The sequence below is a fragment of the Ruegeria sp. YS9 genome (assembly GCF_024628725.1).
Taxonomy (GTDB): Bacteria; Pseudomonadota; Alphaproteobacteria; order Rhodobacterales; family Rhodobacteraceae; genus Ruegeria; species Ruegeria atlantica_C.
In genome coordinates this window covers 293038-318030 of the sequence record NZ_CP102409.1, presented here as the reverse complement: position 1 = coordinate 318030, position 24993 = coordinate 293038, and the positions used below count along the sequence as shown (strand labels likewise).

Genomic DNA, 24993 nt, shown 5'->3' with positions numbered 1-24993 from the left:
TCATGGCTGCTAAACTCCGCAAAGGCGACAAGGTCGTCGTGCTGGCCGGCAAGGACAAGGGCAAAGAGGGCACCATTTCCTCGGTTGACCCCAAAGCCGGCAAAGCTGTTGTCGATGGCATCAACATCGCCATCCGTCACACCCGCCAGTCGCAGAACTCGCAAGGTGGTCGTCTGCCCCAGGCAAACCCGATCGACCTGTCGAACCTGGCACTGCTGGACAAGAACGGCAAAGCGACCCGCGTCGGCTTCCGCATGGAAGGTGACAAGAAGGTCCGCTTCGCCAAGACCACAGGGGACGTGATCGATGCTTGATAACGCAACCTACACCCCGCGTCTGAAAACTCAGTACGTTGAAACCATCCGTGCCGCTCTGAAAGAAGAGTTCGGTTACAAGAACGACATGCAGCTGCCCAAGCTGGACAAGATCGTTCTGAACATCGGTTGTGGTGCCGAGGCTGTCAAAGACTCGAAGAAAGCGAAAGCTGCTGTCGAGGATCTGACTGCGATTGCCGGTCAAAAGGCCGTTGCAACCAAGGCGAAGAAGTCGATCGCGGGCTTCCGCGTCCGTGAAGACATGCCGCTGGGCGCGAAAGTGACCCTGCGCGGTGACCGGATGTACGAATTCCTGGATCGTCTGATCACCATCGCGCTGCCGCGCGTTCGTGACTTCCGCGGTGTAAAGCCTGCTTTCGATGGTCAGGGCAACTTTGCCATGGGCATGAAAGAGCACATCGTGTTCCCGGAAATCGATTTCGACAAGGTCGACGAAGTCTGGGGCATGGATATCGTAATTGCCACCACAGCGAAAACCGACGCTGAAGCAAAGGCACTGTTGAAAGCTTTCAACATGCCGTTCAACGCATAAGCGCCGGGAGGATTGAGACATGGCTAAAAAAGCAATGATCGAACGCGAAAAGAAGCGCGAACGCCTGGTGGCCAAATATGCCGCGAAGCGTGCCGAGCTGAAAGAAATCGCGAATGACGAGAGCAAGCCGATGGAAGAGCGCTTCAAGGCGCGTCTGAAACTGGCGAAACTGCCGCGCAACAGCTCGGCTACCCGTCTGCACAACCGTTGTCAGCTGACCGGTCGTCCCCACGCTTACTACCGTAAGCTGAAGGTCAGCCGTATCGCGCTGCGCGAGCTGGGTTCTGCTGGTCAGATCCCCGGCATGGTGAAATCGAGCTGGTAAGGGAGACATAGATATGAATGATCCTATCGGCGATATGCTCACCCGTATCCGCAACGCGCAAATGCGCGGCAAGTCCACCGTTTCCACCCCGGCTTCCAAGCTGCGCGGCTGGGTTCTGGACGTGCTGGCGGACGAAGGCTACATCCGTGGCTATGAAAAGACGACCGGTGAAAACGGTCATCCGGCCATCGAAATCAGCCTGAAATACTACGAAGGCACCCCTGTTATTCGTGAACTGAAGCGGGTCTCGAAGCCCGGCCGTCGCGTATACATGGGCGTCAATGACATCCCACAGGTCCGTCAGGGTCTGGGTGTGTCGATTGTCAGCACTCCGAAAGGTGTGATGTCGGACGCAAACGCTCGCTCCAACAATGTTGGCGGCGAAGTGCTCTGCACCGTCTTCTAGAGGGAGGTCTGCAATGTCTCGTATTGGTAAAAAGCCGGTCGAGCTGCCCAGCGGCGTTTCCGCCACTGTGTCGGGTCAGACCATCGAAGTGAAAGGTCCGAAAGGCACCCGCAGCTTTACCGCCACCGACGACGTAACGCTGTCGGTTGAAGACAACGTGGTTAAGATCGACCCCCGCGGCATGTCCAAACGTGCTCGCCAGCAGTGGGGCATGAGCCGCACCATGGTTGCCAACCTGGTAACCGGTGTGACGACCGGCTTCAAAAAAGAGCTGGAGATCCAGGGTGTTGGTTACCGGGCTCAGATGCAGGGCAACACCCTGAAGCTGAACCTGGGCTACAGCCACGATGTTGATTTCACTGCTCCGGAAGGTGTCACCATCACCGCGCCGAAGCAGACCGAGATCGTTGTGGAAGGTATCGACCAGCAGCTGGTGGGCGAAACCGCGGCCAAAATCCGCGAGTGGCGCCGCCCCGAGCCTTACAAAGGCAAAGGCATCCGCTACAAGGGCGAGTTCATCTTCCGCAAGGAAGGCAAGAAGAAGTAAGGACGAACACAATGGCAAACAGCAAAAGAACCCTGTTTCTGAAGCGCCGCCTGCGCGTTCGGAACAAACTTCGCAAGGTCAACGCGGGTCGTCCGCGTCTGTCCGTGCACCGGTCGAACAAGAACATTTCTGTTCAGCTGATCGACGACGTGCGTGGCGTGACCCTGGCCTCGGCCTCGACCCTGGAAAAGGATCTGGGCGTTGTTGGCAAAAACAACATCGATGCGGCGACCAAAGTCGGCGCGGCCATCGCAGAGCGTGCCAAGAAGGCAGGCGTCGAAGAGGCCTATTTCGATCGTGGTGGCTTCCTGTTCCACGGCAAGGTGAAGGCACTGGCCGACGCTGCGCGTGAAGGTGGTCTGAAGATCTAAGACCAAGCGCATCCCGAAAAGTGGGAACCGGTTTTCGGGTCAAGATGCGCAATGCCAAAGATTGCGGGCGGGTTTCGATCCGCCCCGATGATCCGGGGGCCTCGGCAACAGTCGGGGCTCACTTGGATTGAAGAAACGGTGCCGAGAGCGCCATATGAGAAAAGGGATGCCAAATGGCAGAACGTGATAACCGCCGGGGCCGTGGTCGTGACCGCGACGAAACTCCGGAATTCGCAGATCGCCTGGTTGCGATCAACCGTGTGTCGAAAACCGTAAAAGGTGGTAAGCGCTTTGGCTTCGCCGCTCTGGTGGTTGTCGGCGATCAGAAAGGCCGCGTGGGCTTTGGCAAGGGTAAAGCGAAAGAAGTACCTGAAGCCATCCGCAAGGCGACCGAACAAGCCAAGCGTCAGATGATCCGCGTGCAACTGCGCGAAGGTCGGACCCTGCACCACGATATCGAAGGCCGTCACGGCGCCGGTAAAGTGGTTATGCGCACCGCACCTGAAGGTACCGGTATCATCGCCGGTGGTCCGATGCGTGCCGTGTTCGAAATGCTGGGCGTCAAGGACGTGGTATCCAAGTCGCTGGGCTCGCAGAACCCGTACAACATGATCCGCGCCACCATCAACGGCCTGCAAAAAGAGCAGAGCCCGCGTTCGGTTGCCGCACGTCGTGGTAAAAAAGTTGCCGACATCCTGCCCAAGCGGGACGAAGCACCGGCTGCTGAAGCCGAAGCGTAAGGAGAGCGACCCATGGCAAAAACCATCGTCGTCAAGCAGATCGGTTCCCCGATCCGCCGCCCCGCCGAACAGCGCGCAACCCTGATCGGCCTGGGCCTGAACAAGATGCACAAAACCCGCGAACTGGAAGATACCCCTTCGGTCCGCGGTATGATCAACAAGATCCCGCATCTGGTAGAGATCGTCGAAGAGCGCGGCTAAGCGCAATACCTTCGAAGAACATGAAACGCCTCCGATCAATGCGGGGGCGTTTTTTCTTGTGGTTAACTGCATCTGACCTATCGTTTTGATCAGGGTCAGGCTGCTTTGGGTTCACTCAAACCGAACGCATGTTTTTGATTATCAATCTCATGGCATTCATGAATTGCGCGCGCTCAGCTTCGTTCAAAACCTGTAGGGCATCAGCATTCACGCTCATAGCGGCCTCGTAGGCGCTGTCACGAAGCGCGGCTGCCTTCCGGGTCAGCCAGATCAATTGAGCTCTGGCATCAGAGGGATTCTTTGTTCTTTTGATCAATCCGTCGCGCTCCATACGATTGAGCGTGTTGGCTAGGGTCGCCTGTTCGACATCGATTTTTCCAAGAAGATCTTTTTGCGTCACTCCGTCTTTGACCCAAAGCTCCAGCAAGATCGGGAATTGCCCGACAACGATACCTAACGGCGCAATGCGCTGCTGCAATTTTTTCGCAAACAATCGCGCCATGTGATTGACCAGGTATCCGGCCGAGTTCTCTTTTTCAAAGTCCATGTCTCAGATTTACACTTGAATAGCACGCTATGCAATTTTATATAGCTTGCTATGTTATAGAATCAAAGGGAAGCGAAATGGCTCGTATCGAAGAGTTGGACAAGACCGTCTCACTGGCGGACCAAATGCAGAACGAAGAAGGGCCGGTGGTTCTGATCAACCTGTTCACGGTGGACGCGGAAGACGAAAAAGCACTGCTTGAGGCATGGTCACATGATGCAGATTTCATGAAAGCCCAGCCAGGATACATCTCCACCCAGCTCCATCAGGGCATCGCGGGCAGTTCAACCTTTGTGAACTACGCGATCTGGCAGGACGTCAAAAGCTTTCGCGACGCGTTCACCCATCCTGAGTTCCAACGTCGGATTGCCGACTACCCGGAAAGCGCAGTGGCCCGGCCACATCTTCTTAGAAAACTCGCAGTCGAAAACCACTGCGTCGCCTGAAACTAAAACCGGAGCAGCCCCATGGTAAGAGCCATACACCCCATCGCCGGACTCATCGGATTTCTTACAATCCTCGTGTTCTGGACATCCACCTTGTACAGCGAGTTGTTTGCGACCCATGCGACCGTCACCGCAGTAAAATCCATGATCGTCAGTGGTCTCTTTGTTCTGGTGCCGGCGATGGTGATTGTCGGCGCGTCCGGCATGTCTCTTGGACGTCGCCGCAAAGATGCCCCGGCGCTTGCAAAGAAGAAGCGGATGCCAATCATAGCGATGAACGGGCTTCTTATCCTCGTTCCCGCCGCCATCTACCTCAGCGTAAAAGCAAACGCGGGATCCTTTGACGCCAGTTTCTATGCTGTGCAGGTCATCGAACTGATTGCAGGCGCAACCAATCTGATACTGATGGGGCTGAGCATTCGTGACGGCCGGGCAATGACGGCACGCAAAAGAAATGCGCGCAAGACGTGAAAGCAGCATTTGACTGCAATGGGTCAGCGAAATGTACAGCCATTCAATAGATGCATATCGGCTAGACCAAAAGTTCCGTTGTTAGCGGTACCAAACACACCTATCTCAGCCTTGTCCAAACAAGGAACACACAAGGAAACGTCAGGGAATTCGCCCTGATTTGAGAAAGGAACACAGAAATGACAACCGCTACACTGACACATACCGGCTTCAACTTCGGCCCCCGGATCAAGGACATGATCGAACGGATCAAAACGGCGCGCGCCCGTGCCGCTGAGTATCAGCGCACCTATTCCGAGTTGCAGCGCCTGAGCAACCGTGAGTTGGACGATATCGGCATCCGCCGCTGCGACATCGCAGATATCGCGCATAAGCACGTTTACTGCTCATAATCGCGGACGATCCGCAGCAAGATACAAAGGCGCCAAACGGCGCCTTTTCTGTTTCCGAGAGAAGCCCGCAGAACGCCCATAGATCGCCAGAGCGCCCCTCGCTGCAGAAGAGCGTAACCCCTACTGTATGACGCTAATATCGGGCCTATGCCCCCTGCTGGATGTCAAGGGGGACCTATGGCGCCATCTCAAAGCTCGTGACACGACCGTACATGGTAAACCGCCGGGCCGTGATCAGCCGCTCATGTTGGGTCAAAAACCGGTGCTCAAATCGATTTCATTGCTCTTTTCCAGAACTGCACCTGACGTCCAGCCGTCTTTGCGGCGATCAAAAAAATCGCGCTTATACGACTTGAGTGCCATGCTTTCTGTCTTCCGTTTAGCAAGTGCAGGGAGTTTCCCCGCTATGTGTGAGGCCCCCGTAGGTGCCAAGGGTATAGGGCCCCGAAGGTCCCCGGTTCAAAATATCTAAGGCCCCGGAACGAATCCGAGGCCGTAAGACTGGGTGCGTGAAACAGGGTTGGGGGTGGGTGTCTATAGATATTTTTGGCGTTAGGTGCAGCTCGAAAAACATACCCCAGAAGTACATCTTTTTAACATCATTTTTGACTATACTAAAGCGCTAACCTTGCTTGCCCTTTTCTGCTCGGGGTGGAATGCTTCCATTGCAACACGGCAAAGACCGTATTGCTAGGTGAAAGTGACAATACACCCGATGCTATGGCGAGCCTTTGAAAACACAGAACGGAAAGAACACCGCTCCTAGATTCGAGCGTCACAACAAAAAACCCCCGCTTTCGCGGGGGCCTTTATCTCTCTCCAAAGACCGTTCCGATCAGAGACCGGTGGACACGTCGATGGTGTTACCCTCTTCCAGGGTCACATAGGCCTTCTTGACGTCTTTCCGCTTGCCCAACTGGCCGCGGAACCGCTTGACCTTGCCTTTGGTCACGGTGGTGTTCACCGCTTTGACCTTCACACCAAACAGTGCCTCAACGGCCTCTTTGATCTGTGGCTTGTTGCTGTCGATCGCCACTTCGAAGACAACCGCGCCGTTTTCGGACGCCATGGTCGACTTTTCGGTGATGATCGGCTTGCGGATCACGTCGTAGTGTTCTGCCTTCGCGCTCATTTCAGTCGAGCCTCCAGTGCTTCGACAGCCGCTTTGGTGAGCACCAGAGTGTCACGCTTGAGGATGTCATAAACGTTTGCACCCATCGACGGCAGGATATCCAGACCTTCGATGTTGCGCGACGCCTTCAGGAAACCTTCGTTCACGGTCGCGCCGTCGATGACCAGAGCACGTTTCCAGCCCAGGTTTGCAACCTGTTTGGCCAGAGCGGCGGTCTTGCCTTCGGCTTCGGCGTTCTCGATCACGACCAGTTCACCTGCCTTGGCTTTGGCCGACAGAGCGTGGCGCAGGCCAAGCTTGCGGAACTTTTTCGGCAGGTCGTGGCCGTGCGAACGAGGGGTCGGGCCCTTGTAGATACCACCCTTGCGGAAGATCGGCGCGTTGCGGTCACCATGGCGTGCGCCACCGGTGCCCTTCTGGCGATAGATCTTCTTGGTCGAGTAGCTGGTTTCCGAGCGGGTCTTGACCTTGTGGGTGCCGGCCTGCGCGTTGTTGCGCTGCCAACGGACCACACGGTGCAGGATGTCCGCACGAGGCTCGAGACCGAACAGATCGGCGTTCAGCTCGATGTCGCCGGCTTTGCCGCCGTCCAGTTTGATTACATCAAGTTTCATGCTTCACCACCTTCCGCGGGAGCTTCTTCCGCAGGTGCATCAGATGCAGCCGATTTCACAGCAGCCGGGAAAGGCAGGCCTTCCGGTGCTTTCTTCTTCACGGCGTCCTTGACGGTGACCCAGCCCGATTTTGGTCCGGGAACGGCGCCTTTGATGAAGACCAGACCACGCTCGGCGTCGGTTTTGACGACTTCCAGGTTCTGGGTGGTGACACGGGCAGCACCCATGTGACCGGCCATCTTCTTGCCTTTGAAAACCTTGCCCGGGTCCTGACACTGACCGGTCGAACCGTGCGAACGGTGCGAGATCGAGACACCGTGCGAGGCGCGCAGGCCACCGAAGTTGTGGCGCTTCATCGCACCGGCAAAGCCTTTACCGATCGATGTGCCCGATACGTCAACCTTCTGACCTTCCAGGAAGTGTTCTGCCGAAATCTCGGCACCCACTTCGATCAGGCCATCTTCGGAGACGCGGAACTCGGCCAGCTTGCGCTTGGGCTCGACCTTGGCAGCGGCATAGTGGCCGCGCATGGCCTTCGAGGTGCGTTTTGCCTTGGCGGCACCGGCACCCAGCTGAACGGCGGTGTAGCCGTCTTTGTCAGCGGTGCGCTGTGCAACGACCTGCAGGTTGTCCAAGTGAAGAACGGTCACAGGGATCTGCTTGCCGTCTTCCATGAACAGGCGGGTCATGCCAACTTTTTTTGCGATAATACCAGAGCGCATTCTCATACCCTCCGATTACGACTGCAACTTGATCTCGACGTCCACACCAGCAGCGAGGTCGAGCTTCATCAGCGCGTCAACGGTCTGGGGGGTCGGATCAACGATGTCGAGCAGACGCTTGTGCGTGCGGATCTCGAACTGGTCGCGGGATTTCTTGTCAACGTGAGGGCCACGGAGAACCGTGAACTTCTCAATCTTGTTCGGCAGCGGGATCGGGCCGCGCACGTTCGCGCCGGTCCGCTTGGCAGTGTTGACGATCTCTTGCGTGCTGGCATCCAGAACGCGATAGTCAAATGCCTTCAGCCGAATACGGATGTTTTGGCTTTGCATATTAACAGCCTTTTATTCAGGCGTTGGAGTTGAGAGGAGGACAGACGCGCATCGCCAACCCTCATCGAACCCAAAAGGCGGGAATCACCCCGCCTTGATGTTCTTATGGAGAACTCGCGCGTAGTAGTGGGGTTGAGGGGGTTTGGCAAGGGGTAAATGGATTTGATACTGACGGCGACAAAGGCGAGTATTGCGACGAGAAGCTGATTGACACTTCGAGTTTAAGCCAGAGTTTGAGAACTTCTTTTATGAATGACGAAACACCTGATGAAGTTGACCCGATCGCTGAAGGCTTTGGGGAACCACCAGACTATGTAACGGAACCGTGCTTGACGTACATGGCTCGAATTATGGAGCTGCGAGAATTTGTCTCTTTTTACTTTAGTTTCGTAAAAACTTCACACAAGATTGGCGAAGCAATGCCGGTTTCGGTCAGGGAACGAGCTGGTACGGAGGAGCTAAAGCTCTTCGAATACAACTATTCCAAGCATCGCCAGTTGGTGAACCAAATCATGCTCTCTAGAGCAACCGAGTCCTTTGACCTGTATCTTACAACAGTTCTTCGTGACATATTCTTGTCACGCCCAGAAATGCTGAAATCAGAGGGAACAATTGATATCGCCGCAATCATCGAATCTGGGAGCTACGAAGATGTCATCTGGCAGATTGTAGAGCGGAAAGTTCACGAACTCTCCTACAAATCACTCCGCGAGCTAAGAAAGTTCATAAAAACTCGAACCGGCATCGATATATTTCCGAGCGAAGAGGCCTTTGAAACAGTAGTCGTAGCATCCGAAGTGCGGAATTTGATTGCTCACAACGATTGTGTGGTAAACGATCTATTCCTTGCCAGAACTAAAGAAATTGAGCTTCCTCTAAACGTTTCTGAAACCAGCAGAATTCAGATAACCGACACTTGGCTAAGGCGAGCTAGTTACACAATGGACGGGCTGGTATTTCGCTTCGACCAACTCGCATCAGAGAAATTCGAGCTGCGAACCCTATTCAGAATGGGAGCTGTAATTCTTCGCAGCTAACGTCCTAGGGTCAGGATTCATAACCAGTAGATGACGAGCGCGGCCAGAGCGATGGCAGAGAGGAAGACCTTTGGGCAACGGTCGTAGCGGGTTGCCACGCGCCGCCAATCCTTCAGCCTGCCGAACATGATCTCGATCCGGTTTCGGCGTTTGTATCGACGCTTATCGTATCTGACGGCTTTCTTGCGCTGCTTTCGTCCAGGGATGCAGGCGCGTATCCCTTTGTCTTGCAACGCTTCCCGGAACCAATCGGCATCGTAACCGCGATCCCCGAGCAGCCAGTCGACCTTTGGCAGGCTGCTGAGCAACGCCCGCGCACCGATGTAGTCGCTGACCTGACCGGCGGTGACGAACAGGTTGAGTGGGCGGCCTTGGCTATCGCAGATGGCGTGCAGTTTGGTGTTCATGCCGCCTTTGGTTCGACCGATCAGGCGCCCACGCCCCCCTTTTTCGCGGCCAGACTGGTCGCTGTTCGATGGGCCTTGAGGTAGGTCGCGTCGATCATCACGGTCTTCTGTTCGCCGTGTTCGGCGGCCAGACCCGCCATCATCCGCGCAAAGATGCCTTTCTCGCTCCAGCGCTTCCAGCGGCTGTAGAGCGTCTTGTGCGGACCATAGGCGGCAGGAGCGTCACGCCAGCGCAAACCATTGCGATTGATGAAGATAATCCCACTCAGGACGCGCTTGTCATCGACACGTGGCTTGCCGTGCGACTTCGGGAAAAAAGGGGTAAGCTTGGCCATCTGCTCATCGCTCAGCCAGTAAAGGTCGCTCATATCACCGCTCCGTTTTTGGGGCCGTGAATCACGTCATGCGCGGGAAATCAATGCGTCCTGACCCTAATGATCGTCAATGGTGGCTATCATCCTTCACGCCGCACTCCTTTCGTGGGTCAGCGGGATTTGGACAGGCCAAACGCCCCTGGCCGTCAGGGTGAGGGCGCGGCCCTCCCCCTCGGGCAACCCTATTAGACAGGGCCGTGTCCTCGGCTGTGCCTGCGGGCCGCACCACCTCTGTCGAATAGCATTGCCTCGCCCCCTCCCGCGTTCGCCACGTGGCAGATTAGCAGGAACAGGCAGCTTCGCTGTCTGACCTACAAATCAGCTCTGATTTTCCGAAAGGGAAGTCAGATCAAACCAAACTGTCTGCGGGAGTATGAAATGGGGGCGGCGTGTTAGTTGATGACGCAAAGGTCAAATTCAACTGATGTCCAACGTTGGGGGCGCCTTCTGATGTCGAACGTTCACTGCATTTCTGGTCCAACTGTGACGGTTGGGTCAGGTTCGTGTGACGTTCAACAGGAAACCAGTGGCGGACCGAGGAGGATTCGAACCCCCGACCCCTTGATTCGTAGTCAAGTACTCTATCCAGCTGAGCTATCGGTCCGCGTTGGTGAGGCGCTGTTTAGACCTGCCGCCCGAGACGTGCAAGCCGATTCTTCAAAAAAAAATCAAAAAGTCATGTCCCCACGCGGAAGGCTGATTTCAAAGACAGTTCCCTCGGGGCCCGTCTCTTTCAAGATCAGATCCCCGCCATGGCCGCGCACCAGCTCCTGCGAGATTGCCAGCCCCAGACCAGAGCCGCCCTTTCGGACACCCCCCTGGAATGGCGTGAACAGGTTTTCGCGTGCTTTGGGGGGAAGGCCCGGCCCCGTGTCGCGGATTTCGATGCACCACGTGTCGTCGTATTCACACCCGGCAATGGTAACCCGGCCAGGTTTTCCGGAAGCAACCAGAGCCTGTCTTGCGTTGCGCACGAGGTTCATGATGACGCGGTACAATTGTTCGGGATCGGCGCGGGCCACAAGCGCGTCCGGCACTTCGTTCACGATCTCGACGCAAGCATCGGCGACGGCGAGTTGTTCGCTGGCCGCGACATCCGCTGCGATTGCGCGTATCGGAACCATTGTCAGAGTGGGCGCGGGCTCTTCCGCGCGGCCAAACGCCAATGTGCTTTCACAAAGGGACACAGCCCGTGTGATGGAATTCACCAGTTTTGGTGCCATCCGCCGCACCAGCGGATCGTCGCTGGCCTCGATCCGGTCGGTAAACAGCTGCGCCGATGTCAGGATATTGCGCAGGTCATGGCTGACTTTGGCAACAGCCCCCCCAAGCTGCGCCAGCCTTTCGCGCTGTTTGAGCGCCTGGGTCAGGTCCGTTTGCAGCATCTTCAGCGCCTCCTCGGCCTCGCGCAGCTCCGTCACCTTCGAATTCGGTGTGATTACGCCACGCGCGTCCTCTGGCGCACTGGCATAGCGCTGCATGTAGCCGACAACACTTTTGATGGGGCGCACAAGTACGACGCGCACGGCGAGAAACAGAAAAAACGCCGTGATGATGGAAATGACGAAGGACAGACCGAGAATACGCAACCCATAATCAACCATCGCCGTTCGCAAGGGCATGCTGTCCGTGGTGACTTCGATCAGAAGGCCTGCCCCCTTGACCGGTTCTCCGATGACCCGGATGACTTCGTTTTCGGGCTTGAAAAAACGGCTGATCGCATCCCGGATCAGAACCCAGGGGCTTGCATCCCGCAAATCGAACGTGTCGGCGACTGGGCCCGGAATAGGCGACGACAACATCAGTTGCCGAACCTCATCCCGTCGCAATACGACGTTATAGACGCCTGCGTTTGCCAGCAGTTCCGCCTCAAGATCTTCCGCCAGCATATCGTCCGCCAGCAAAGCCAGCGAGGCGATCTGCGCACGTTCGAGCCTGTTCAGCAGAAAATCCTCGCGGAACCGGGCGATCGACGGGACAAAGATCAGGACTTCGGCCAACATGACGAAGACCGTCGTCAGGATCAGAAATCGGCCCGACAGCGAGTTCAATTTGCGCCCCTCCTCAGGTCAGGGAATCCAGCGCTGGACGAACCTGACCACTCGTTTAACTGTCTGATTCTCAAACAGCCTTGGCGAGAAATAGGCACCCGCCACACGTTTGTTAAGCTCTCCGATCGTCGGATAGGGTGAAACCATGGCGGCGATCTGCCCCATCTTCAGGTTATTGGCCAAAGCCAACGACCACAAGTTGATCAACTCGCCTGCCTGATGCCCGACGATTGTGGCGCCGACGGGTCGGCCTTTCACGACCATGACCTTGACGAAACCTTCGGTTTTGCGCTCGGCAATCGCCCGGTCATTGTGGTGATAGTCAAAGCGGGCGATTTCGAGCTTTTCTCCATGCGCTTTGCGCGCCTGAACTTCGGTCAGTCCGACCTGGGCCAGCTCCGGGTCCGTATAGGTGGCCCAAGGGATATGTGCCGTTTTCGCCCTGGACGGCAGACCGAACAGGGCCGAACGAATGATGACGCCCGCATGATAACCGGCAACATGGGTGAATTGCAGGCCACCTGCCACATCTCCGATCGCATAGACGCGGCGATTGGTCGTGCGCAGCGCGTCATCCGTCCTGAGGCCGGTTCTCGTGCGCTCAATTCCGGCCACGTCCAAGTTCAGACGCTCAATATTGGCTTTGCGTCCGGCAGCGATCAAAAGGTGGGAGCCACGATGAATATCACCGTTTTCGGCAACGACTTTCACAGCACCTTCTGTTCCGCGAACCTGCGCGACCAAGGCGTTTTCCTGGATATCCACACCTTCACTGCGCAGGGTATCCAGCACCACGGACGCCGCCTCGGGGTCGTCTTTGCCCAAGGCTTTGAGCCCTTCGACAACCGTCACCTTGCTGCCGAGGCGTATATGGGCCTGCGCCATCTCCATCCCGATCGGACCGCCCCCGATGATCAGCAGGTGATCTGGCCGCTCTTTCAAGTCAAAGATGGTTTCGTTCGTATAATAGGGCACCGTGTCCAACCCCGGAATCGGCGGCACCAGCGGCGACGAACCGGTCGCAATGACGATGCGACGCGCAGAGATGACATGATCCCCGGCCTGCACCTTTTCTGGGGATATGAACGCGCCGTATTCGCGAATGACCTTCACGCCAAAGCCTTCGAACCGCTCCTGGCTGTCCATCGGTTCGATCTGAGCGATCACATCATGAACATGATCCTTTACGGCGGCATAGTCGACCTGCGGGCTGGTATTCGCGACGCCAAAAAGTGCAGAATGCGCCTGACCATAGGCCACCTTGCCGCTGGCAATCAGGGCCTTCGACGGGACGCAGCCGAAGTTCAGACAGTCTCCGCCCATCTTGTGCCCTTCCAGCAGGACTACATCCGCACCCATCTGGCTGGCACCTGCGGCGACAGACAATCCTCCGGACCCGGCACCAATGACCAGGAGATCGGTTTTCAGCTCTTTCATGGCTCAGGTGCCCCTTTTCGCGCGCAGCGCTTTGAAAACGATGGGCAAGGCGGCCAATACACACAACCCGATAATCGGCCCGATCACGAACGGTTCCCACAGCAATGAAACATCAGGCGTTTCCCCGCGGTCGAACACACCACCCAAACCGACTCCGATCCACGTGTACACGATACCTCCGGGGATGATGCCCAGCGCGGTCGTCAAAAGGAAACTGCGGAACTTTACACCGACCAAAGCCGGCACGAGATTGGCAACAAAGAACGGCACGACCGGCACCAGACGCAGCAGAAACAACACCGAGATTTCGTTTTCCCGCAGACCGTCTTTCAGCCTCTTGACCGTCCCTTCTGAAGATTCCAGCCGCGACGTCAGGGCTTCGCCCAAGCCCCAGCGCGCCGCCAGAAAGATCGCCGACGCGCCGATGGTGGCAGACACGACATTGAAAACGGTTCCCGCAAAAAGACCGAAAAGAAAGCCGCCCGTCATCGAAGCCACCGCAGCACCCGGCAGGGAAAAGGCCACTATGGCGATGTAAATGGCCACAAAAGCGGCAGCCATGATCCAATAGTGACCGTCCCGCCACGCCAGAAGCGCCTCGCGATTGTCCCGCAAGGTCTCGAAAGTCAGGTAATCCCCAAGTGTGAAAAAGCCGACAACGGCAACGCTCAGGATTACAAGTAGCGGAATGTGGCGCGCGAAACCGTTGCGCGGCGCATGGCTTGTGTCGGACATCAGGTTTTCCGGTTCATTCTGCTTCATCTTGTGCCCAAGATGCGCTGCTTGGCGGGCCAGCAACAGGGGGATCACGGGGCCTTGATCTTTGTGGCACCGAATGTGAGGGATTTCGGTGATAAACGGGCATTTTGAAACCTTTTGCCGTTGCCGGTTACAGAATTGTTGCAAAAGCCGCGAAAACTTGGCTGTTGGGGTTTGACTTACTCACCGCTTGGCAGTAGAGGACGGGCTTCGAACACCACGGGCAGGCGAATCCGCGCCGCACCCGACCGCATAGATTGGAGACGGAGCGATGAAACGCACCTATCAGCCTTCGAACCTGGTTCGCAAACGCCGCCACGGTTTCCGCGCGCGCATGGCCACAAAGGCCGGCCGCAAGATCCTGAATGCACGTCGCGCACGCGGCCGCAAATCGCTGAGCGCGTAAACCGCTCACCGATCAGGTTATGAACATGACGCCGCCGGAGGCCCCTGAGGTTGGTAGGAACCACCCCGGGAATACGCCCCCGGCGGCGTCCGTTTGTGCGCCTGCCCCCCTGACCGTTCTCAGGAAACGGTCCGACTTTCTGAAAGCCGCGCGTGCCCGCCGACAAGGCACGTCCTCGATGATGGTACAGGCCCGCAAGCGTGCCCCCGGCGAGGGCAACGGGATTCGCGTGGGATTCACCTGCTCGAAGAAAGTGGGCAATGCCGTGGCCCGCAACCGCGCAAAGCGCCGTCTGCGCGAAGCCGCACGGGCCGTGTTGCCCGAAGCCGGCCGCGACGGGTGGGATTACGTGTTGATCGGCCGTGCCGAAGTCACCGCCAACCGCCCCTATGACGCACTGTTGGACGACCTGCGCTATGCGCTCCGCAAGGTGCATGCGGCCGAAAAATGACCTTCCTGTCCCATATCGTCGCCCTGCCTGTTCGGGCGTATCGGCTGATCTTCAGCCCATGGGTCGGTTTCAACTGTCGCTACCAACCCACGTGTTCCGCCTATGCGCTTGAGGCGCTGGAGAAACACGGGGCAGTCAAAGGCTCCTACCTGGCTGCTCATCGGATCTGCCGTTGCCACCCTTGGGGCGGCGACGGATATGATCCGGTGCCCGATGACAAGCATAACGACCCTTCGTCCTGACCCCCCGTCAGACTTGACCGGTATACGCAGCGCCTGAACAGTTGGACCAGTCCAACCCGAGGTCCCGATGAAATCCCCAGCGCGTGACACCCTGCCGACCCACGATGTCCTGAACCAACCGCCCGTGCGCGGCGACACCGATCTCTGGCTGTCCGATCCGGTCCTGCAAGACGCAGCAAGAACAGCGGGCGCGCGCGCTTTGGAACTGGCGGCATATGGCAAGAGGCTCGGAACCGAAGAAACCCGGGAGCTGGGACGGGACGCCAACCGGCATCCGCCAGAGTTGCGTCTGTTCGACCCGGGTGGCAGACGTCTGGACGAGGTGCGCTTTCATCCGGCCTATCATCAGATGATGCAGATCAGCCAATCGGCCGGCTATGCCGCACTGGCCTGGGATGGACAGCCCGGCGGACATGCAACCCATGCGGCGATGGTTTACTTGGCCGGGCAGGTCGAGCCCGGGCATTGCTGTCCGATGACCATGACCTATGCAGCAATCCCTGCCCTGGCCGCCAATGAACACATTGCCTCACTCTGGCAGCCAAAACTCATGGCCCGGCACTATGATCCTTCGGAGGAACCGATCGGTCAAAAGACCAGCGCGACGCTGGGGATGGCCATGACCGAGAAACAGGGCGGCTCGGACATACGTGCCAATACAACCGTTGCCGCACGCGACGGGGATCACTGGCGCCTGCTTGGGCACAAGTGGTTCTGCTCTGCGCCAATGTCGGATGGGTTCCTGACGCTGGCGCAGGCGCCCGGTGGGTTGACCTGCTTTCTGGTGCCCCGCTGGCTGGAGGGCGAGCGCAATGCGATCCACCTGATGCGCCTGAAAGACAAGCTGGGCAACAAATCCAACGCATCCTCGGAAATCGAGTATCATGACGCGCTGGCCTATCAGTTGGGTGAAGAAGGCGCGGGCGTGCGCACCATACTGGAAATGGTGCACCACACGCGGCTTGATACAGCCATGGCGCCGGCCGGGCTGATGCGTGCCGCACTCAGCGAAGCGCATCATTGGGTGGAACACCGCAGCGCATTTCAGCGCCGATTGATTGATCAACCGCTGATGCGAGCGGTCCTGTCCGACCTTGTTCTGGACTGGGAAGGCGCAGTGACCCTGGGAATGCGTGTCGCGCAGTCATTTGACGGACAAACACCCGAAGACAATGCCTTCGCCCGGATCAGCGTCGCATTGGCCAAGTTCCTGAACAACAAGCACTGCCCGGTCGTCGTCGTCGAAGCGATGGAAATACTGGGCGGCATGGGGTATGTCGAAGACACGCCCCTGCCCCTGATCTATCGTGAAGCGCCCCTGAACAGCATCTGGGAGGGGTCAGGCAATGTGATCTGCCTCGATATCCTGCGCACTCTGGCCCGTGAGCCGCTGGCCGCCGAGGTTCTGGGGGCCGAGTTGGATACGGTGAGAGGCACGGACAGAAGGTATGACACAGCTCTGACCGCGCATCGCAGCCGCTGGCCCGGTCTGCCGCCCGAGGCCGAAGCGCGCTGGTACGCCGAACGCACGGCACTGCTGCTGACGGCCTCGCAACTGCTGCGTCACGCGCCGGGCGCTGTGGCTGACGGCTTTGTTGCCACACGTCTTTCCGGCGATGGCGGCCGCATTCCCGGTTCGGTGGCCGGGTTGGATACCGACGCCCTGCTGGCGCGGCTTGGCTGACCCGCCACTTGCCCGGTTGCGCCATCTGCTGTAGGGGCTGCGCATGTTTGATGATGCAGATGATATCCACCCGCTCTTTGCCGGCGCGCCCTCGACCACCGAGTTCAAGAAACTGCGCAAACGCATCGTGCGCCAGACCCGCGAAGCGATCGAGCAATACGGGATGGTGGACCCGTCCGCCCACGACAAGGACGGCAAACCGCCACGCTGGCTTGTCTGCCTTTCGGGCGGCAAGGACAGTTATACGCTGCTGGCCGTCCTCTACGAACTCAAATGGCGCGGATTGCTGCCTGTCGATCTTCTGGCTTGCAATCTGGATCAGGGGCAACCCGGATTTCCGGCCACGGTCCTGCCAGAGTTTCTGGACCGCATGGGTGTGCCACACAGGATCGAGTATCAGGACACTTATTCTGTAGTGATGGACAAGGTTCCGCAGGGCCGAACCTATTGCGCCCTGTGTTCGCGGCTGCGCCGCGGCAACCTGTATCGCATTGCCAGGGAAGAAGGCTGTTCCGCCGTCGTGCTGGGTCATCACCGCGACGATATTCTCGAGACGTTTTTCATGAACCTCTTCCACGGAGGCCGTCTGGCCACTATGCCACCGAAACTGGTGAATGAAGAGGGCGATCTTTTTGTCTTCCGCCCACTTGCCCACGTCGCTGAAGCTGATTGCGAAAAATTCGCCAGGGCAATGCAGTATCCGATCATCCCCTGCGATTTGTGCGGCAGTCAGGACGGGCTGCAACGGCAGCAGGTCAAACAGATTCTCGATCAGTGGGAAAAGAACAGCCCAGGTCGGCGTCAGGTTATGTTCCGCGCGTTAACAAATGCGCGCCCGTCGCACCTTCTGGATGCGAAACTCTTTGATTTTATTAACCTTTCCGTAAACTCTGGCGAAAAAACGGAAAATTTGGAAGAAATACCGCTGCTGCGTTAACGACTGACTCAGACTGGTTTCCTAGGCTCGGCATACAATTCATGCCCAAGGTCAGGACCCGATGCGGAATCATCCTTTCATCGACCGTATTATTGAAGCTTTGAGAAACGTGGCATACGGCCCAGCCGTTCTTGCCTTTGTTCCGGCAACAAGCCTGGGGGCGTTCTGGCTTGGCGGTGAACCCGCGTTGATCGCAGTGGCCCTGGGTTTGCCCCTGATGATTGCCGGCATAGAGGCAATGACCCCCAACCCGGCAAACAGGAAACGGCAACAGGGTGGTCTGCTGCCGAATGACCGGTTCGAAACCGTTCTGGCAGAGGTGCTCTCGGATAGCCGTCGCAGGGGTGAAACATCAGCCTGTTTCGCTGTGATCCTGGACGACTATCTGCAAATGCTCGATCTGCATGGCCAAGCAGCAGCGAACCATGTGGCACAGCAATTCTGCTCTCGTGTCATATCCATGATCCGCGCCAATGATTCCGCAACCCGAATCGATGGAAACAAGATGATGGTTGTTCTGCACCCGGCGCAACAGCTTGATCTGGAAACCTGCATTCAGATGTCGGGGCGAATGCAATCCGCAGTCGAAGACCCCATAATGCTGAACGGAACCGGAGTTTACATGTCCTGCTCCATCGGTTTCTGCCTCAGCAGCAATGTCCCCGACGGCACCGCGACAGACTGGTACAATGCTGCAAACAACGCGCTGCAAGAAGCACAGCAAAACGGGCCGTCGACGATTCGTGCCTTTTCGTCCGAAACACGTCGCCGGGCTCAGGTCAGAACCAATCTGCGCAAGGAATTTGATGCGGCGCTAGAAAGCGGTGAGATTCGACCATGGTTTCAACCGCAGATCTCGACGGATACCGGCCGCGTGTCCGGGTTCGAGGCTCTGGCCCGCTGGGAACACCCGAAAAAAGGAGTGCTGGGCCCCAATGTCTTTCTACCCTTTGCCGAACAAGCAGAGTTGATGGGCAAACTGGGACAGGCGATGCGGCATCACGCCTTTTGCGCAATGCGCGAATGGGATCGCGCCGGTCTGACTGTACCGCGCATCGGCATCAACTTCTCGTCGGACGAATTGCGCGACCCGGGACTGATCGATCGCCTGAAATGGGAATTGGATCAATTCGACCTGACGCCGGACAGATTGGCGGTCGAAGTATTGGAGACCGTGTTTTCCAGAGGGCCGGATGACGTAATCACCCGCAATGTCACGGGCTTGGCCGCAATGGGGTGCTGTATCGATCTGGACGATTTCGGCACCGGGCATGCCTCGATCGCGTCAATCAAGCGGTTCAACGTGTCCCGGATCAAAATCGACCGCTCTTTCGTGACAAAGGCGGACCAGGACCCAAGCCAGCAGCAGTTGGCCAGCGCAATTCTGACCATGGCAGAACGGCTGAATCTGGAAACGCTTGCTGAAGGGGTCGAGACGCCCGGGGAACACGCCTTGATGGCGCAATTGGGATGTGACCATGTTCAGGGGTTTGGCATCGGCAAGCCCATGCCTTTCGAAAAAACCGAGGGCTGGATCACGTCTCATCGCAACAAGATCGACGGAACGCCCAAAATCGGGCGGCAAACGGGCTGAAGAACCGGAAACTGCACCACAGAAGACCAATCCGTGTCGAAATGACGAGCGATTCCGCTTGACCTTTGGGCCTGCACTCTGTTGAACCCTGCGGGTGTCTTTCACTGCTCAAGGTGGCTGTCCCAGATGGACGATCAGAACAAGAATCTCATCCTCGCAACCGCGCTCAGCTTTCTCGTGATCCTGGTCTGGTTCGTGCTGTTCCCTCCTCCGGAACCGACGCCAACCACGGAACAGGCTGAAATCGCCAGCATCGAAGGGAATGAGGTTCAGACGCCCAGCGCCGCCGACACCGGTACGGTCGGCGAAGCAACTGCAACCGCCACCGAAGCCGAAGCCGAAACCGAGGCGCCCCGCGTCAGCATCGACACGCCCCGCCTGACGGGTAGCCTGTCGCTTGCCGGTGGCCGAATTGATGAGCTGTCGCTGAAGGATTACAAGGTTTCACTGGACGAGGATTCTCCGATCGTCGAACTTCTGTCCCCGGTTGGAAGTGACTCGGCCTATTATGCCCTTTACGGCTGGGCCCCCGGCGCGGGCCTGTCGGTCACGGACGTTCCCGGCCCGAACACTCTTTGGACGCTTGAGCAGGGCGAAACTCTGGGTGTTGATACTCCGATCACGCTGGCCTGGGACAATGGAAACGGCCTCACCTTCCGCCGCACCATTGCCGTGGATGAAAACTACATGTTCTCGGTCACCCAGTCGGTCGAGAACACCACGGACGCCGAGGTCGGCATGGCCCCCTACGGCATTCTGGCACGCCACGGCATGGGCGAAGACGGTGACCTGCCCGGCCTGAAGAACTTCTTCATTCTGCACGAAGGCGTCATGGTCATGGCTGACGGCGTTCTGGATGAGATCGACTATGGCGATGTGCGCGATTTCGATATCGACCCCAATGAACGCGCGCAGGCCGAGGTCTATCAGGTCAAAGAAGGCGGCTGGATCGGGTTCACGGATCACTACTGGATGACCACCCTGATCCCGGCCGAGGGTTCAGCGTTCAAGGCCGCTGCCAAATACGATTCACGTCGCAAGATTTACCAGACGGAAACGGTTCTGCCGACCCTTACAGTCGCGCCCGGCGCCACGGAAGAGGTCACAACCAGGCTTTTCGCCGGCGCCAAGGAATGGGAAACCATCCGAGAGTATCAGGCGGAAGGTGTTCAGAAGTTCATCGACAGCATCGACTGGGGGTGGTTCTACTTCCTGACCAAGCCGATCTTCTGGCTGCTGCACAACATCAATGCCCTGATCGGAAACATGGGCTGGTCGATCATCGGACTGACGCTGATCATCAAGGCTATCCTGTTCCCGCTGGCCTTCAAATCCTACGTCTCGATGGCGAAGATGAAGGAATTGCAGCCGCAGATGGAAGCCCTGAAAGAAGCCGCCGGCGACGACCGTCAGAAGATGCAGCAGGGCATGATGGAGCTGTACAAAAAGGAAAAGGTAAACCCTGCCGCGGGTTGTCTGCCCATTCTGTTGCAGATTCCAATCTTCTTCTCGCTGTACAAGGTTATTTTCGTGACGATCGAACTGCGTCAGGCCCCTTGGTTCGGCCCGTTCCAGGACCTGAGCGCGCCGGATCCGACTTCGATCATGAATCTCTTTGGCTTGCTGCCTTGGGCCGGCCCGCAGCCTGACAGCCTGATGGCGTTGATCTTCATCGGCATTCTGCCGCTGCTGCTGGGTATTTCGATGTGGTTGCAGCAGAAACTGAACCCGGCACCAACCGATCCGACGCAGGCAATGATCTTTGCCTGGATGCCTTGGGTCTTCATGTTCATGCTGGGTGGTTTCGCCAGTGGCCTGGTCGTATACTGGATCGCGAACAACACGATCACGTTCACACAGCAATATCTGATCATGCGCAGCCAAGGCTACAAGCCGGACGTGTTCGGAAACATCAAGTCCGGTTTCAAGCGGACGCCAAATACGGACAACAAATGAGCGGAACGGTTTCAGGCCTTTGGCGCCACCCGATCAAAAGCCACGGGCGTGAAGCCCTGAGCCAAGTCACACTCATCCCCGGGCAGACCATGCCCGGGGATCGCGTTTGGGCGGTCGCTCATGAGGCCGCCAAAACCGATGGTTCTGAATGGGCCCCCTGTTTCAATTTCAGCCGCGGTTCAAAAGCGCCTCAGTTGATGGCCATTTCGGCCGAATTGCAGGGCGAACGGGTTACACTGCGCCACCCGCAGCGACCGGAATTGACTTTTGAACCTGATACGGAACAGGAAGTCTTTCTGGACTGGGTAAAGCCGCTTATGCCTGCGGATCGCGCTGCATCAGCCCGGATCGTTCGGGTTCCCGGGCGCGGCATGACCGACAGCGATTTTCCGTCGATCAGCCTGTGCAACATGGCATCGCATCGCGCAGTCGAACAGAAGCTGGGCCAGACTCTGTCCATTGTTCGGTGGCGCGGCAATATCTGGTTCGAAGGTCTGCCGTTATGGGATGAGTTTGACTGGCTGGGCCGTGACGTGCGCATAGGCGAGGCCGTGCTTCGCGTACGCGAGCGGATCACGCGGTGTATGGCCACCACTGCCAATCCCGAAACCGGTGAGAGGGACGCGGACACGCTGCGCGCCCTGAACAGATGGGATCATCAGGATTTCGGCGTTTACGCCGAGGTCCTTCAGGGCGGCGAAATCCGCGTCAACGATGAGGTGCAGGTGCTATGACCACGCTTCCCTTCCCCCTGGCCGAAGACCCGGATGAATTCGCCCTGGAACGAGGCCGCAAACTGTTTGCAGGCCCGTCCGAGTTCGTCAAAGGCGTTGTCGCCATGAACGGTCTGCCTGCCCCGGACCGGTTGGAAGTCTGTTTTGCGGGGCGTTCGAACGTGGGCAAGTCCAGCCTGATCAATGCCTTGACCGGCACGAAGGGTCTGGCCCGCGCATCCAACACACCCGGCCGCACGCAAGAGATCAACTTTTTCACCCAAGGCCCGGAACTCTATCTCGTGGACCTGCCGGGCTATGGCTATGCAAACGCCCCGGTGAAAGTGGTCGAGAAGTGGCAGAAGCTGCTGAAACAATATCTCAGCGGGCGCCAGACGTTGCGCCGTGCCTTTGTCCTGATAGACTCGCGCCACGGGGTAAAACCGGTCGATGACGAAATCATGAAGTTGCTGGACACCAGCGCCGTGACGTTTCAATGCGTACTGACCAAGGCAGACAAGGTCAAAGCCAACGAACGCGAGAAGGTGTTGGAACAAACCCGGGCTGCGTTGTCCAAACATCCCGCAGCTTTTCCGGAGATTGTGCTCACGTCTTCCGAAAAGGGTGATGGCATCGCGACCCTGCGGTCCATCATTGCGCATCTGGAATAGCTTCGCCCTTGGCAGCGTGGGGCAAAGGTCCTAACACGGTTTTCCAGAAGGACTTTATCTATGAAGACACGAGATATGAACCGGGACTGGATCGCCACCGCAGCCACACTCAACAGCGCCCTGCCCTATTTGCAGCGCTATGATGGAGCCATTGTCGTCATCAAACTTGGCGGGCACGCCATGGGCAGCGACGAGGCGATGGAAAGCTTTGCCCGGGACGTGGTTCTGATGCGCCAGGTGGGTGTGAACCCGGTGGTCGTCCACGGCGGTGGTCCGATGATCAATGCAATGCTGGGCAAGCTGGACATTCAATCCGATTTCGTGAACGGCAAGCGAGTGACCGACAAGGCCACGGTTGAAGTGGTCGAAATGGTTCTGTCCGGCCTCGTGAACAAACGCATCGTACAGGCGATCAATGATCAGGGCGGGTCGGCCGTGGGCTTGTCTGGCAAGGACGCAAGCCTGATGGTCTGCGATCAGACAGATGCGTCGCTGGGCTTTGTCGGCACTCCGGCCGAGATGAATCCGAAGATCCTGCACGATCTGTTTTCCCATGACGTAATCCCGGTCATTGCGCCGCTTGGTGCAGGCCGCGACGGTGAGACATTCAACGTCAATGGTGACACGGCAGCCGGGGCAATCGCATCTGCGCTCAAGGCAGACCGTCTGTTGCTGCTGACGGATGTTTCCGGTGTCAAGAACGCGGCGGGTGATGTCGTGACCGAACTCAAGGCCGGTCAGATAAGGGAAATGACCCGCGAAGGCACCATTGCAGGCGGCATGATACCCAAGACGGAAACCGCGCTGGACGCCCTGCACAGCGGCGTGCGGGCGGTTGTCATATTGGACGGGCGTGCACCGAATGCCGTGCTGCTGGAGCTGTTCACCGAACACGGGGCCGGGTCACTGATACGCCCGGACTGACCCCCGCACGAGAGGAGGAGACATGACACATCTTGCACAGCCTTCCTCTGATCGTGACGCGACGCCTTATGAACAGGTTGAAAACGCCGCCCGTCATGCTGGTTTGTTGGTCATGGGCGCACTGCATCCTCGCCACGTTGCAGCCCAAGACCTCGACACCGGTACGCTGATCCTGTTGGGGGCTGGGCCGGACTTCTGGCCCGCACTGAAAGCCTCACCAGAATGGCACCAGGCCGACCCCGTTGACCGATGGTCGAAAAGGGTGGTCAGTCAGATGGCCAAGGCGCTCGGCGCCCGGGCGTATTTTCCGTTTAGCGGCCCCCCTTACACGCCATTCATCGACTGGGCGCTCAAATCTGGACGGACGTTCAGCAGCCCGGTCGGGGCATTGGTGCATGATACCGTTGGCATGATGATTTCCTATCGGGGCGCACTGCATTTTGCCGAAGAGTTCGCCATCCCAGCCCCTGCCGGCGTGTCGCCTTGCGAAACCTGCGCCGCGCCTTGCACGACGACCTGTCCGGTCAGCGCGCTGAACGCGCAGGATTTCTATGACGTCGCTGCATGCCACGACCATCTTGGCACCGCTGAAGGTCAGACCTGCATGTCTGGTGGGTGTCTGGCCCGCCTTGCCTGCCCCCTGAGCGCGGGCGCAGGACGCGACCCCGAACAATCGGCCCATCACATGAAAGCCTTTCATCCGTCATGACCCGAATTCTGATCCTGACACGTCATGCGAAATCAAGCTGGGATAGCCCGGGTCTTGGTGATCATGACCGCCCGCTGAACAAGCGTGGACGAAAGTCAGCCCCGGCCATCGCTGCTTGGTTGCGTCACCACGGCTGGCTACCGGATGAAGTTCTCAGCTCCACATCAACCCGCACCCGCGAGACATGGGATCGCATGGGTTTGCAGGCCAAAAAAATCAGTTTTCTCAGCGCGCTCTACCACGCTGATTCAAAGGTCATGCTGCGAGAGCTTTCGGGCGCTACGGAACCGGCTGTATTGATGCTGGGTCACAATCCCGGGATCGCCGATTTCGCCAACCGTCTGGTGCGACAACCGCCAGATCATGCACGCTTTTTCGATTATCCAACCTGTGCAACAACGGTCATGTCATTCGACATCAACAGCTGGGCCGAGGTCCGATGGCAAACCGGGACAGTGTTGGGGTTCACCATCCCGCGTGAGTTGATCGAATAAAAAAAGGCGGGGCTATACCCCGCCTTCATTCTTTCC

At 57.8% G+C, this 24993-nt stretch carries 33 protein-coding genes and 1 tRNA gene; 24 read left to right on the top strand and 10 right to left on the bottom strand.

Features of this window, described 5'->3' with window-relative positions; genetic code table 11:
* Window positions 1–2 precede the first annotated feature (2 nt).
* From rplX to rpmD, 8 genes are all read left to right on the top strand, one after another.
* The gene (gene rplX / locus NOR97_RS01655; RefSeq protein WP_152459159.1) at window positions 3–314 is read left to right on the top strand and encodes a 50S ribosomal protein L24; all 312 of its coding nucleotides are present in this window, start codon (window positions 3–5) and stop codon (window positions 312–314) included.
* Entirely contained in the window at window positions 307–867 is a 561-nt protein-coding gene (gene rplE / locus NOR97_RS01650) for a 50S ribosomal protein L5 (RefSeq protein WP_170347646.1), read from the top strand. The genes rplX and rplE overlap by 8 nt, the downstream gene beginning before the upstream one ends.
* A 19-nt stretch (window positions 868–886) precedes the next feature.
* Window positions 887–1192, top strand: coding sequence for a 30S ribosomal protein S14 (rpsN, locus tag NOR97_RS01645; protein ID WP_010437098.1), 306 nt, complete (start codon window positions 887–889; stop codon window positions 1190–1192).
* Window positions 1193–1205: 13 nt separating this feature from the next.
* Entirely contained in the window at window positions 1206–1598 is a 393-nt protein-coding gene (gene rpsH / locus NOR97_RS01640) for a 30S ribosomal protein S8 (protein ID WP_068340741.1), read from the top strand.
* A 13-nt stretch (window positions 1599–1611) separates the two neighbouring features.
* Window positions 1612–2145, top strand: a complete 534-nt coding sequence (rplF, locus tag NOR97_RS01635) for a 50S ribosomal protein L6 (protein WP_170347645.1) — start codon at window positions 1612–1614, stop codon at window positions 2143–2145.
* Between the two features lie 11 nt (window positions 2146–2156).
* Window positions 2157–2516: a 50S ribosomal protein L18 gene (gene rplR, locus NOR97_RS01630; RefSeq protein ID WP_152459162.1), complete on the top strand. Its 360-nt coding sequence runs from the start codon at window positions 2157–2159 to the stop codon at window positions 2514–2516.
* Window positions 2517–2689: 173 nt separating this feature from the next.
* Window positions 2690–3256, top strand: a complete 567-nt coding sequence (gene rpsE, locus NOR97_RS01625) for a 30S ribosomal protein S5 (RefSeq protein ID WP_170347644.1) — start codon at window positions 2690–2692, stop codon at window positions 3254–3256.
* 12 nt (window positions 3257–3268) lie between these two features.
* Window positions 3269–3457, top strand: coding sequence for a 50S ribosomal protein L30 (rpmD, locus tag NOR97_RS01620; RefSeq protein ID WP_005621828.1), 189 nt, complete (start codon window positions 3269–3271; stop codon window positions 3455–3457).
* Between the two features lie 115 nt (window positions 3458–3572).
* On the opposite strand, the gene NOR97_RS01615 is transcribed toward rpmD, so the two are convergent.
* Complete coding sequence (locus tag NOR97_RS01615; RefSeq protein WP_170347643.1) at window positions 3573–4004, bottom strand: MarR family winged helix-turn-helix transcriptional regulator; 432 nt, start codon at window positions 4002–4004, stop codon at window positions 3573–3575.
* A gap of 77 nt (window positions 4005–4081) precedes the next feature.
* On the opposite strand from NOR97_RS01615, the gene NOR97_RS01610 reads away from it, so the two are divergent.
* The 3 genes from NOR97_RS01610 to NOR97_RS01600 all read left to right on the top strand — a co-directional run bounded on the left by NOR97_RS01610 (window position 4082) and on the right by NOR97_RS01600 (window position 5313).
* Window positions 4082–4450 carry an antibiotic biosynthesis monooxygenase gene (locus NOR97_RS01610; RefSeq protein ID WP_170347642.1) on the top strand — a complete coding sequence of 123 codons (369 nt, stop codon included), beginning with the start codon at window positions 4082–4084 and terminating at the stop codon, window positions 4448–4450.
* A gap of 21 nt (window positions 4451–4471) precedes the next feature.
* The gene (locus tag NOR97_RS01605; protein ID WP_257600011.1) at window positions 4472–4921 is read left to right on the top strand and encodes a hypothetical protein; all 450 of its coding nucleotides are present in this window, start codon (window positions 4472–4474) and stop codon (window positions 4919–4921) included.
* Window positions 4922–5100: 179 nt separating this feature from the next.
* Window positions 5101–5313 (top strand): DUF1127 domain-containing protein, encoded by a 213-nt coding sequence (locus tag NOR97_RS01600; protein WP_257600010.1) that lies wholly within the window; start codon window positions 5101–5103, stop codon window positions 5311–5313.
* An 835-nt stretch (window positions 5314–6148) separates the two neighbouring features.
* Here the strand turns inward: NOR97_RS01600 and NOR97_RS01595 are convergent.
* From NOR97_RS01595 to rpsJ, 4 genes are read right to left on the bottom strand one after another with little or no spacing between them, the layout of a single operon-like run.
* A complete protein-coding gene (locus tag NOR97_RS01595) occupies window positions 6149–6445 on the bottom strand; it encodes a 50S ribosomal protein L23 (protein ID WP_009176651.1) in 297 nt (98 codons plus the stop codon).
* The gene (gene rplD, locus NOR97_RS01590; protein WP_155148664.1) at window positions 6442–7059 is read right to left on the bottom strand and encodes a 50S ribosomal protein L4; all 618 of its coding nucleotides are present in this window, start codon (window positions 7057–7059) and stop codon (window positions 6442–6444) included. Before rplD ends, NOR97_RS01595 begins: the two co-directional genes overlap by 4 nt.
* The gene (rplC, locus tag NOR97_RS01585) at window positions 7056–7781 is read right to left on the bottom strand and encodes a 50S ribosomal protein L3 (RefSeq protein WP_152459170.1); all 726 of its coding nucleotides are present in this window, start codon (window positions 7779–7781) and stop codon (window positions 7056–7058) included. Before rplC ends, rplD begins: the two co-directional genes overlap by 4 nt.
* Before the next feature lie 15 nt (window positions 7782–7796).
* Window positions 7797–8111, bottom strand: a complete 315-nt coding sequence (gene rpsJ, locus NOR97_RS01580) for a 30S ribosomal protein S10 (protein WP_008756422.1) — start codon at window positions 8109–8111, stop codon at window positions 7797–7799.
* Between the two features lie 248 nt (window positions 8112–8359).
* On the opposite strand from rpsJ, the gene NOR97_RS01575 reads away from it, so the two are divergent.
* Window positions 8360–9148, top strand: coding sequence for a hypothetical protein (locus NOR97_RS01575; RefSeq protein ID WP_257600009.1), 789 nt, complete (start codon window positions 8360–8362; stop codon window positions 9146–9148).
* Between the two features lie 17 nt (window positions 9149–9165).
* On the opposite strand, the gene NOR97_RS01570 is transcribed toward NOR97_RS01575, so the two are convergent.
* The 5 genes from NOR97_RS01570 to NOR97_RS01550 form a co-directional block, all read right to left on the bottom strand.
* Window positions 9166–9923, bottom strand: a protein-coding gene (locus tag NOR97_RS01570; RefSeq protein WP_257599340.1) for an IS5 family transposase whose coding sequence is annotated in 2 segments (ribosomal slippage) — window positions 9166–9599 and window positions 9599–9923 — 759 coding nt in all. Because the reading frame shifts where the segments join, the coding sequence is not laid out codon by codon here.
* Between the two features lie 533 nt (window positions 9924–10456).
* Window positions 10457–10533, bottom strand: a tRNA-Arg gene (locus tag NOR97_RS01565).
* 64 nt (window positions 10534–10597) lie between these two features.
* Window positions 10598–11980 carry an ATP-binding protein gene (locus tag NOR97_RS01560; RefSeq protein ID WP_254440029.1) on the bottom strand — a complete coding sequence of 461 codons (1383 nt, stop codon included), beginning with the start codon at window positions 11978–11980 and terminating at the stop codon, window positions 10598–10600.
* Between the two features lie 18 nt (window positions 11981–11998).
* Window positions 11999–13417 carry an NAD(P)/FAD-dependent oxidoreductase gene (locus tag NOR97_RS01555; RefSeq protein ID WP_257600008.1) on the bottom strand — a complete coding sequence of 473 codons (1419 nt, stop codon included), beginning with the start codon at window positions 13415–13417 and terminating at the stop codon, window positions 11999–12001.
* 3 nt (window positions 13418–13420) lie between these two features.
* Window positions 13421–14152, bottom strand: coding sequence for a TVP38/TMEM64 family protein (locus tag NOR97_RS01550; protein WP_257600819.1), 732 nt, complete (start codon window positions 14150–14152; stop codon window positions 13421–13423).
* Window positions 14153–14447: 295 nt separating this feature from the next.
* Here NOR97_RS01550 and rpmH point away from each other — a divergent pair, with 295 nt between their 5' ends.
* The 12 genes from rpmH (at window position 14448) to NOR97_RS01490 (ending at window position 24957) form a co-directional block, all read left to right on the top strand.
* Window positions 14448–14582, top strand: a complete 135-nt coding sequence (gene rpmH / locus NOR97_RS01545; protein WP_005980833.1) for a 50S ribosomal protein L34 — start codon at window positions 14448–14450, stop codon at window positions 14580–14582.
* A 25-nt stretch (window positions 14583–14607) separates the two neighbouring features.
* A complete protein-coding gene (gene rnpA / locus NOR97_RS01540; RefSeq protein ID WP_257600007.1) occupies window positions 14608–15033 on the top strand; it encodes a ribonuclease P protein component in 426 nt (141 codons plus the stop codon).
* Window positions 15030–15275, top strand: a complete 246-nt coding sequence (gene yidD / locus NOR97_RS01535) for a membrane protein insertion efficiency factor YidD (protein ID WP_152456928.1) — start codon at window positions 15030–15032, stop codon at window positions 15273–15275. Before rnpA ends, yidD begins: the two co-directional genes overlap by 4 nt.
* 67 nt (window positions 15276–15342) lie before the next feature.
* Entirely contained in the window at window positions 15343–16959 is a 1617-nt protein-coding gene (locus tag NOR97_RS01530) for an acyl-CoA dehydrogenase family protein (protein WP_257600006.1), read from the top strand.
* Window positions 16960–17002: 43 nt separating this feature from the next.
* On the top strand, window positions 17003–17896 hold the full coding sequence (gene ttcA / locus NOR97_RS01525) for a tRNA 2-thiocytidine(32) synthetase TtcA (protein WP_257600005.1): 894 nt from the start codon (window positions 17003–17005) through the stop codon (window positions 17894–17896).
* Between the two features lie 61 nt (window positions 17897–17957).
* The gene (locus tag NOR97_RS01520; RefSeq protein ID WP_257600004.1) at window positions 17958–19490 is read left to right on the top strand and encodes a bifunctional diguanylate cyclase/phosphodiesterase; all 1533 of its coding nucleotides are present in this window, start codon (window positions 17958–17960) and stop codon (window positions 19488–19490) included.
* Between the two features lie 126 nt (window positions 19491–19616).
* A complete protein-coding gene (yidC, locus tag NOR97_RS01515) occupies window positions 19617–21446 on the top strand; it encodes a membrane protein insertase YidC (protein ID WP_257600003.1) in 1830 nt (609 codons plus the stop codon).
* Window positions 21443–22180, top strand: coding sequence for an MOSC domain-containing protein (locus NOR97_RS01510; RefSeq protein WP_257600002.1), 738 nt, complete (start codon window positions 21443–21445; stop codon window positions 22178–22180). Before yidC ends, NOR97_RS01510 begins: the two co-directional genes overlap by 4 nt.
* Window positions 22177–22830, top strand: coding sequence for a ribosome biogenesis GTP-binding protein YihA/YsxC (yihA, locus tag NOR97_RS01505; RefSeq protein ID WP_170346454.1), 654 nt, complete (start codon window positions 22177–22179; stop codon window positions 22828–22830). The genes NOR97_RS01510 and yihA overlap by 4 nt, the downstream gene beginning before the upstream one ends.
* A gap of 60 nt (window positions 22831–22890) precedes the next feature.
* Complete coding sequence (argB, locus tag NOR97_RS01500) at window positions 22891–23754, top strand: acetylglutamate kinase (protein WP_117870155.1); 864 nt, start codon at window positions 22891–22893, stop codon at window positions 23752–23754.
* A 22-nt stretch (window positions 23755–23776) separates the two neighbouring features.
* Window positions 23777–24463 carry a ferredoxin gene (locus tag NOR97_RS01495; protein ID WP_257600001.1) on the top strand — a complete coding sequence of 229 codons (687 nt, stop codon included), beginning with the start codon at window positions 23777–23779 and terminating at the stop codon, window positions 24461–24463.
* The gene (locus NOR97_RS01490; protein ID WP_257600000.1) at window positions 24460–24957 is read left to right on the top strand and encodes a histidine phosphatase family protein; all 498 of its coding nucleotides are present in this window, start codon (window positions 24460–24462) and stop codon (window positions 24955–24957) included. The genes NOR97_RS01495 and NOR97_RS01490 overlap by 4 nt, the downstream gene beginning before the upstream one ends.
* Window positions 24958–24993: the final 36 nt, after the last annotated feature.

What these genes read in the sequence shown, in the direction of transcription:
- NOR97_RS01490 (WP_257600000.1), top strand. Translation starts at nt 24,460, where the DNA reads ATGACCCGAATTCTGATCCTGACACGTCATGCGAAATCAAGCTGGGAT.
- NOR97_RS01520 (WP_257600004.1), top strand. Translation starts at nt 17,958, where the DNA reads ATGCGGAATCATCCTTTCATCGACCGTATTATTGAAGCTTTGAGAAAC.
- rplX (WP_152459159.1), top strand. Translation starts at nt 3, where the DNA reads ATGGCTGCTAAACTCCGCAAAGGCGACAAGGTCGTCGTGCTGGCCGGC.
- rplF (WP_170347645.1), top strand. Translation starts at nt 1,612, where the DNA reads ATGTCTCGTATTGGTAAAAAGCCGGTCGAGCTGCCCAGCGGCGTTTCC.
- NOR97_RS01615 (WP_170347643.1), bottom strand. Translation starts at nt 4,004, where the DNA reads ATGGACTTTGAAAAAGAGAACTCGGCCGGATACCTGGTCAATCACATG.
- ttcA (WP_257600005.1), top strand. Translation starts at nt 17,003, where the DNA reads ATGTTTGATGATGCAGATGATATCCACCCGCTCTTTGCCGGCGCGCCC.
- NOR97_RS01595 (WP_009176651.1), bottom strand. Translation starts at nt 6,445, where the DNA reads ATGAGCGCGAAGGCAGAACACTACGACGTGATCCGCAAGCCGATCATC.
- yidD (WP_152456928.1), top strand. Translation starts at nt 15,030, where the DNA reads ATGACCTTCCTGTCCCATATCGTCGCCCTGCCTGTTCGGGCGTATCGG.
- yidC (WP_257600003.1), top strand. Translation starts at nt 19,617, where the DNA reads ATGGACGATCAGAACAAGAATCTCATCCTCGCAACCGCGCTCAGCTTT.
- rpsH (WP_068340741.1), top strand. Translation starts at nt 1,206, where the DNA reads ATGAATGATCCTATCGGCGATATGCTCACCCGTATCCGCAACGCGCAA.
- rplC (WP_152459170.1), bottom strand. Translation starts at nt 7,781, where the DNA reads ATGCGCTCTGGTATTATCGCAAAAAAAGTTGGCATGACCCGCCTGTTC.
- rpsE (WP_170347644.1), top strand. Translation starts at nt 2,690, where the DNA reads ATGGCAGAACGTGATAACCGCCGGGGCCGTGGTCGTGACCGCGACGAA.
- rplE (WP_170347646.1), top strand. Translation starts at nt 307, where the DNA reads ATGCTTGATAACGCAACCTACACCCCGCGTCTGAAAACTCAGTACGTT.
- NOR97_RS01600 (WP_257600010.1), top strand. Translation starts at nt 5,101, where the DNA reads ATGACAACCGCTACACTGACACATACCGGCTTCAACTTCGGCCCCCGG.
- rplD (WP_155148664.1), bottom strand. Translation starts at nt 7,059, where the DNA reads ATGAAACTTGATGTAATCAAACTGGACGGCGGCAAAGCCGGCGACATC.
- rpsN (WP_010437098.1), top strand. Translation starts at nt 887, where the DNA reads ATGGCTAAAAAAGCAATGATCGAACGCGAAAAGAAGCGCGAACGCCTG.
- NOR97_RS01495 (WP_257600001.1), top strand. Translation starts at nt 23,777, where the DNA reads ATGACACATCTTGCACAGCCTTCCTCTGATCGTGACGCGACGCCTTAT.
- rnpA (WP_257600007.1), top strand. Translation starts at nt 14,608, where the DNA reads ATGACGCCGCCGGAGGCCCCTGAGGTTGGTAGGAACCACCCCGGGAAT.
- NOR97_RS01555 (WP_257600008.1), bottom strand. Translation starts at nt 13,417, where the DNA reads ATGAAAGAGCTGAAAACCGATCTCCTGGTCATTGGTGCCGGGTCCGGA.
- rpmD (WP_005621828.1), top strand. Translation starts at nt 3,269, where the DNA reads ATGGCAAAAACCATCGTCGTCAAGCAGATCGGTTCCCCGATCCGCCGC.
- yihA (WP_170346454.1), top strand. Translation starts at nt 22,177, where the DNA reads ATGACCACGCTTCCCTTCCCCCTGGCCGAAGACCCGGATGAATTCGCC.
- NOR97_RS01605 (WP_257600011.1), top strand. Translation starts at nt 4,472, where the DNA reads ATGGTAAGAGCCATACACCCCATCGCCGGACTCATCGGATTTCTTACA.
- NOR97_RS01510 (WP_257600002.1), top strand. Translation starts at nt 21,443, where the DNA reads ATGAGCGGAACGGTTTCAGGCCTTTGGCGCCACCCGATCAAAAGCCAC.
- NOR97_RS01550 (WP_257600819.1), bottom strand. Translation starts at nt 14,152, where the DNA reads ATGTCCGACACAAGCCATGCGCCGCGCAACGGTTTCGCGCGCCACATT.
- NOR97_RS01610 (WP_170347642.1), top strand. Translation starts at nt 4,082, where the DNA reads ATGGCTCGTATCGAAGAGTTGGACAAGACCGTCTCACTGGCGGACCAA.
- rpmH (WP_005980833.1), top strand. Translation starts at nt 14,448, where the DNA reads ATGAAACGCACCTATCAGCCTTCGAACCTGGTTCGCAAACGCCGCCAC.
- rplR (WP_152459162.1), top strand. Translation starts at nt 2,157, where the DNA reads ATGGCAAACAGCAAAAGAACCCTGTTTCTGAAGCGCCGCCTGCGCGTT.
- argB (WP_117870155.1), top strand. Translation starts at nt 22,891, where the DNA reads ATGAAGACACGAGATATGAACCGGGACTGGATCGCCACCGCAGCCACA.
- NOR97_RS01575 (WP_257600009.1), top strand. Translation starts at nt 8,360, where the DNA reads ATGAATGACGAAACACCTGATGAAGTTGACCCGATCGCTGAAGGCTTT.
- NOR97_RS01530 (WP_257600006.1), top strand. Translation starts at nt 15,343, where the DNA reads ATGAAATCCCCAGCGCGTGACACCCTGCCGACCCACGATGTCCTGAAC.
- rpsJ (WP_008756422.1), bottom strand. Translation starts at nt 8,111, where the DNA reads ATGCAAAGCCAAAACATCCGTATTCGGCTGAAGGCATTTGACTATCGC.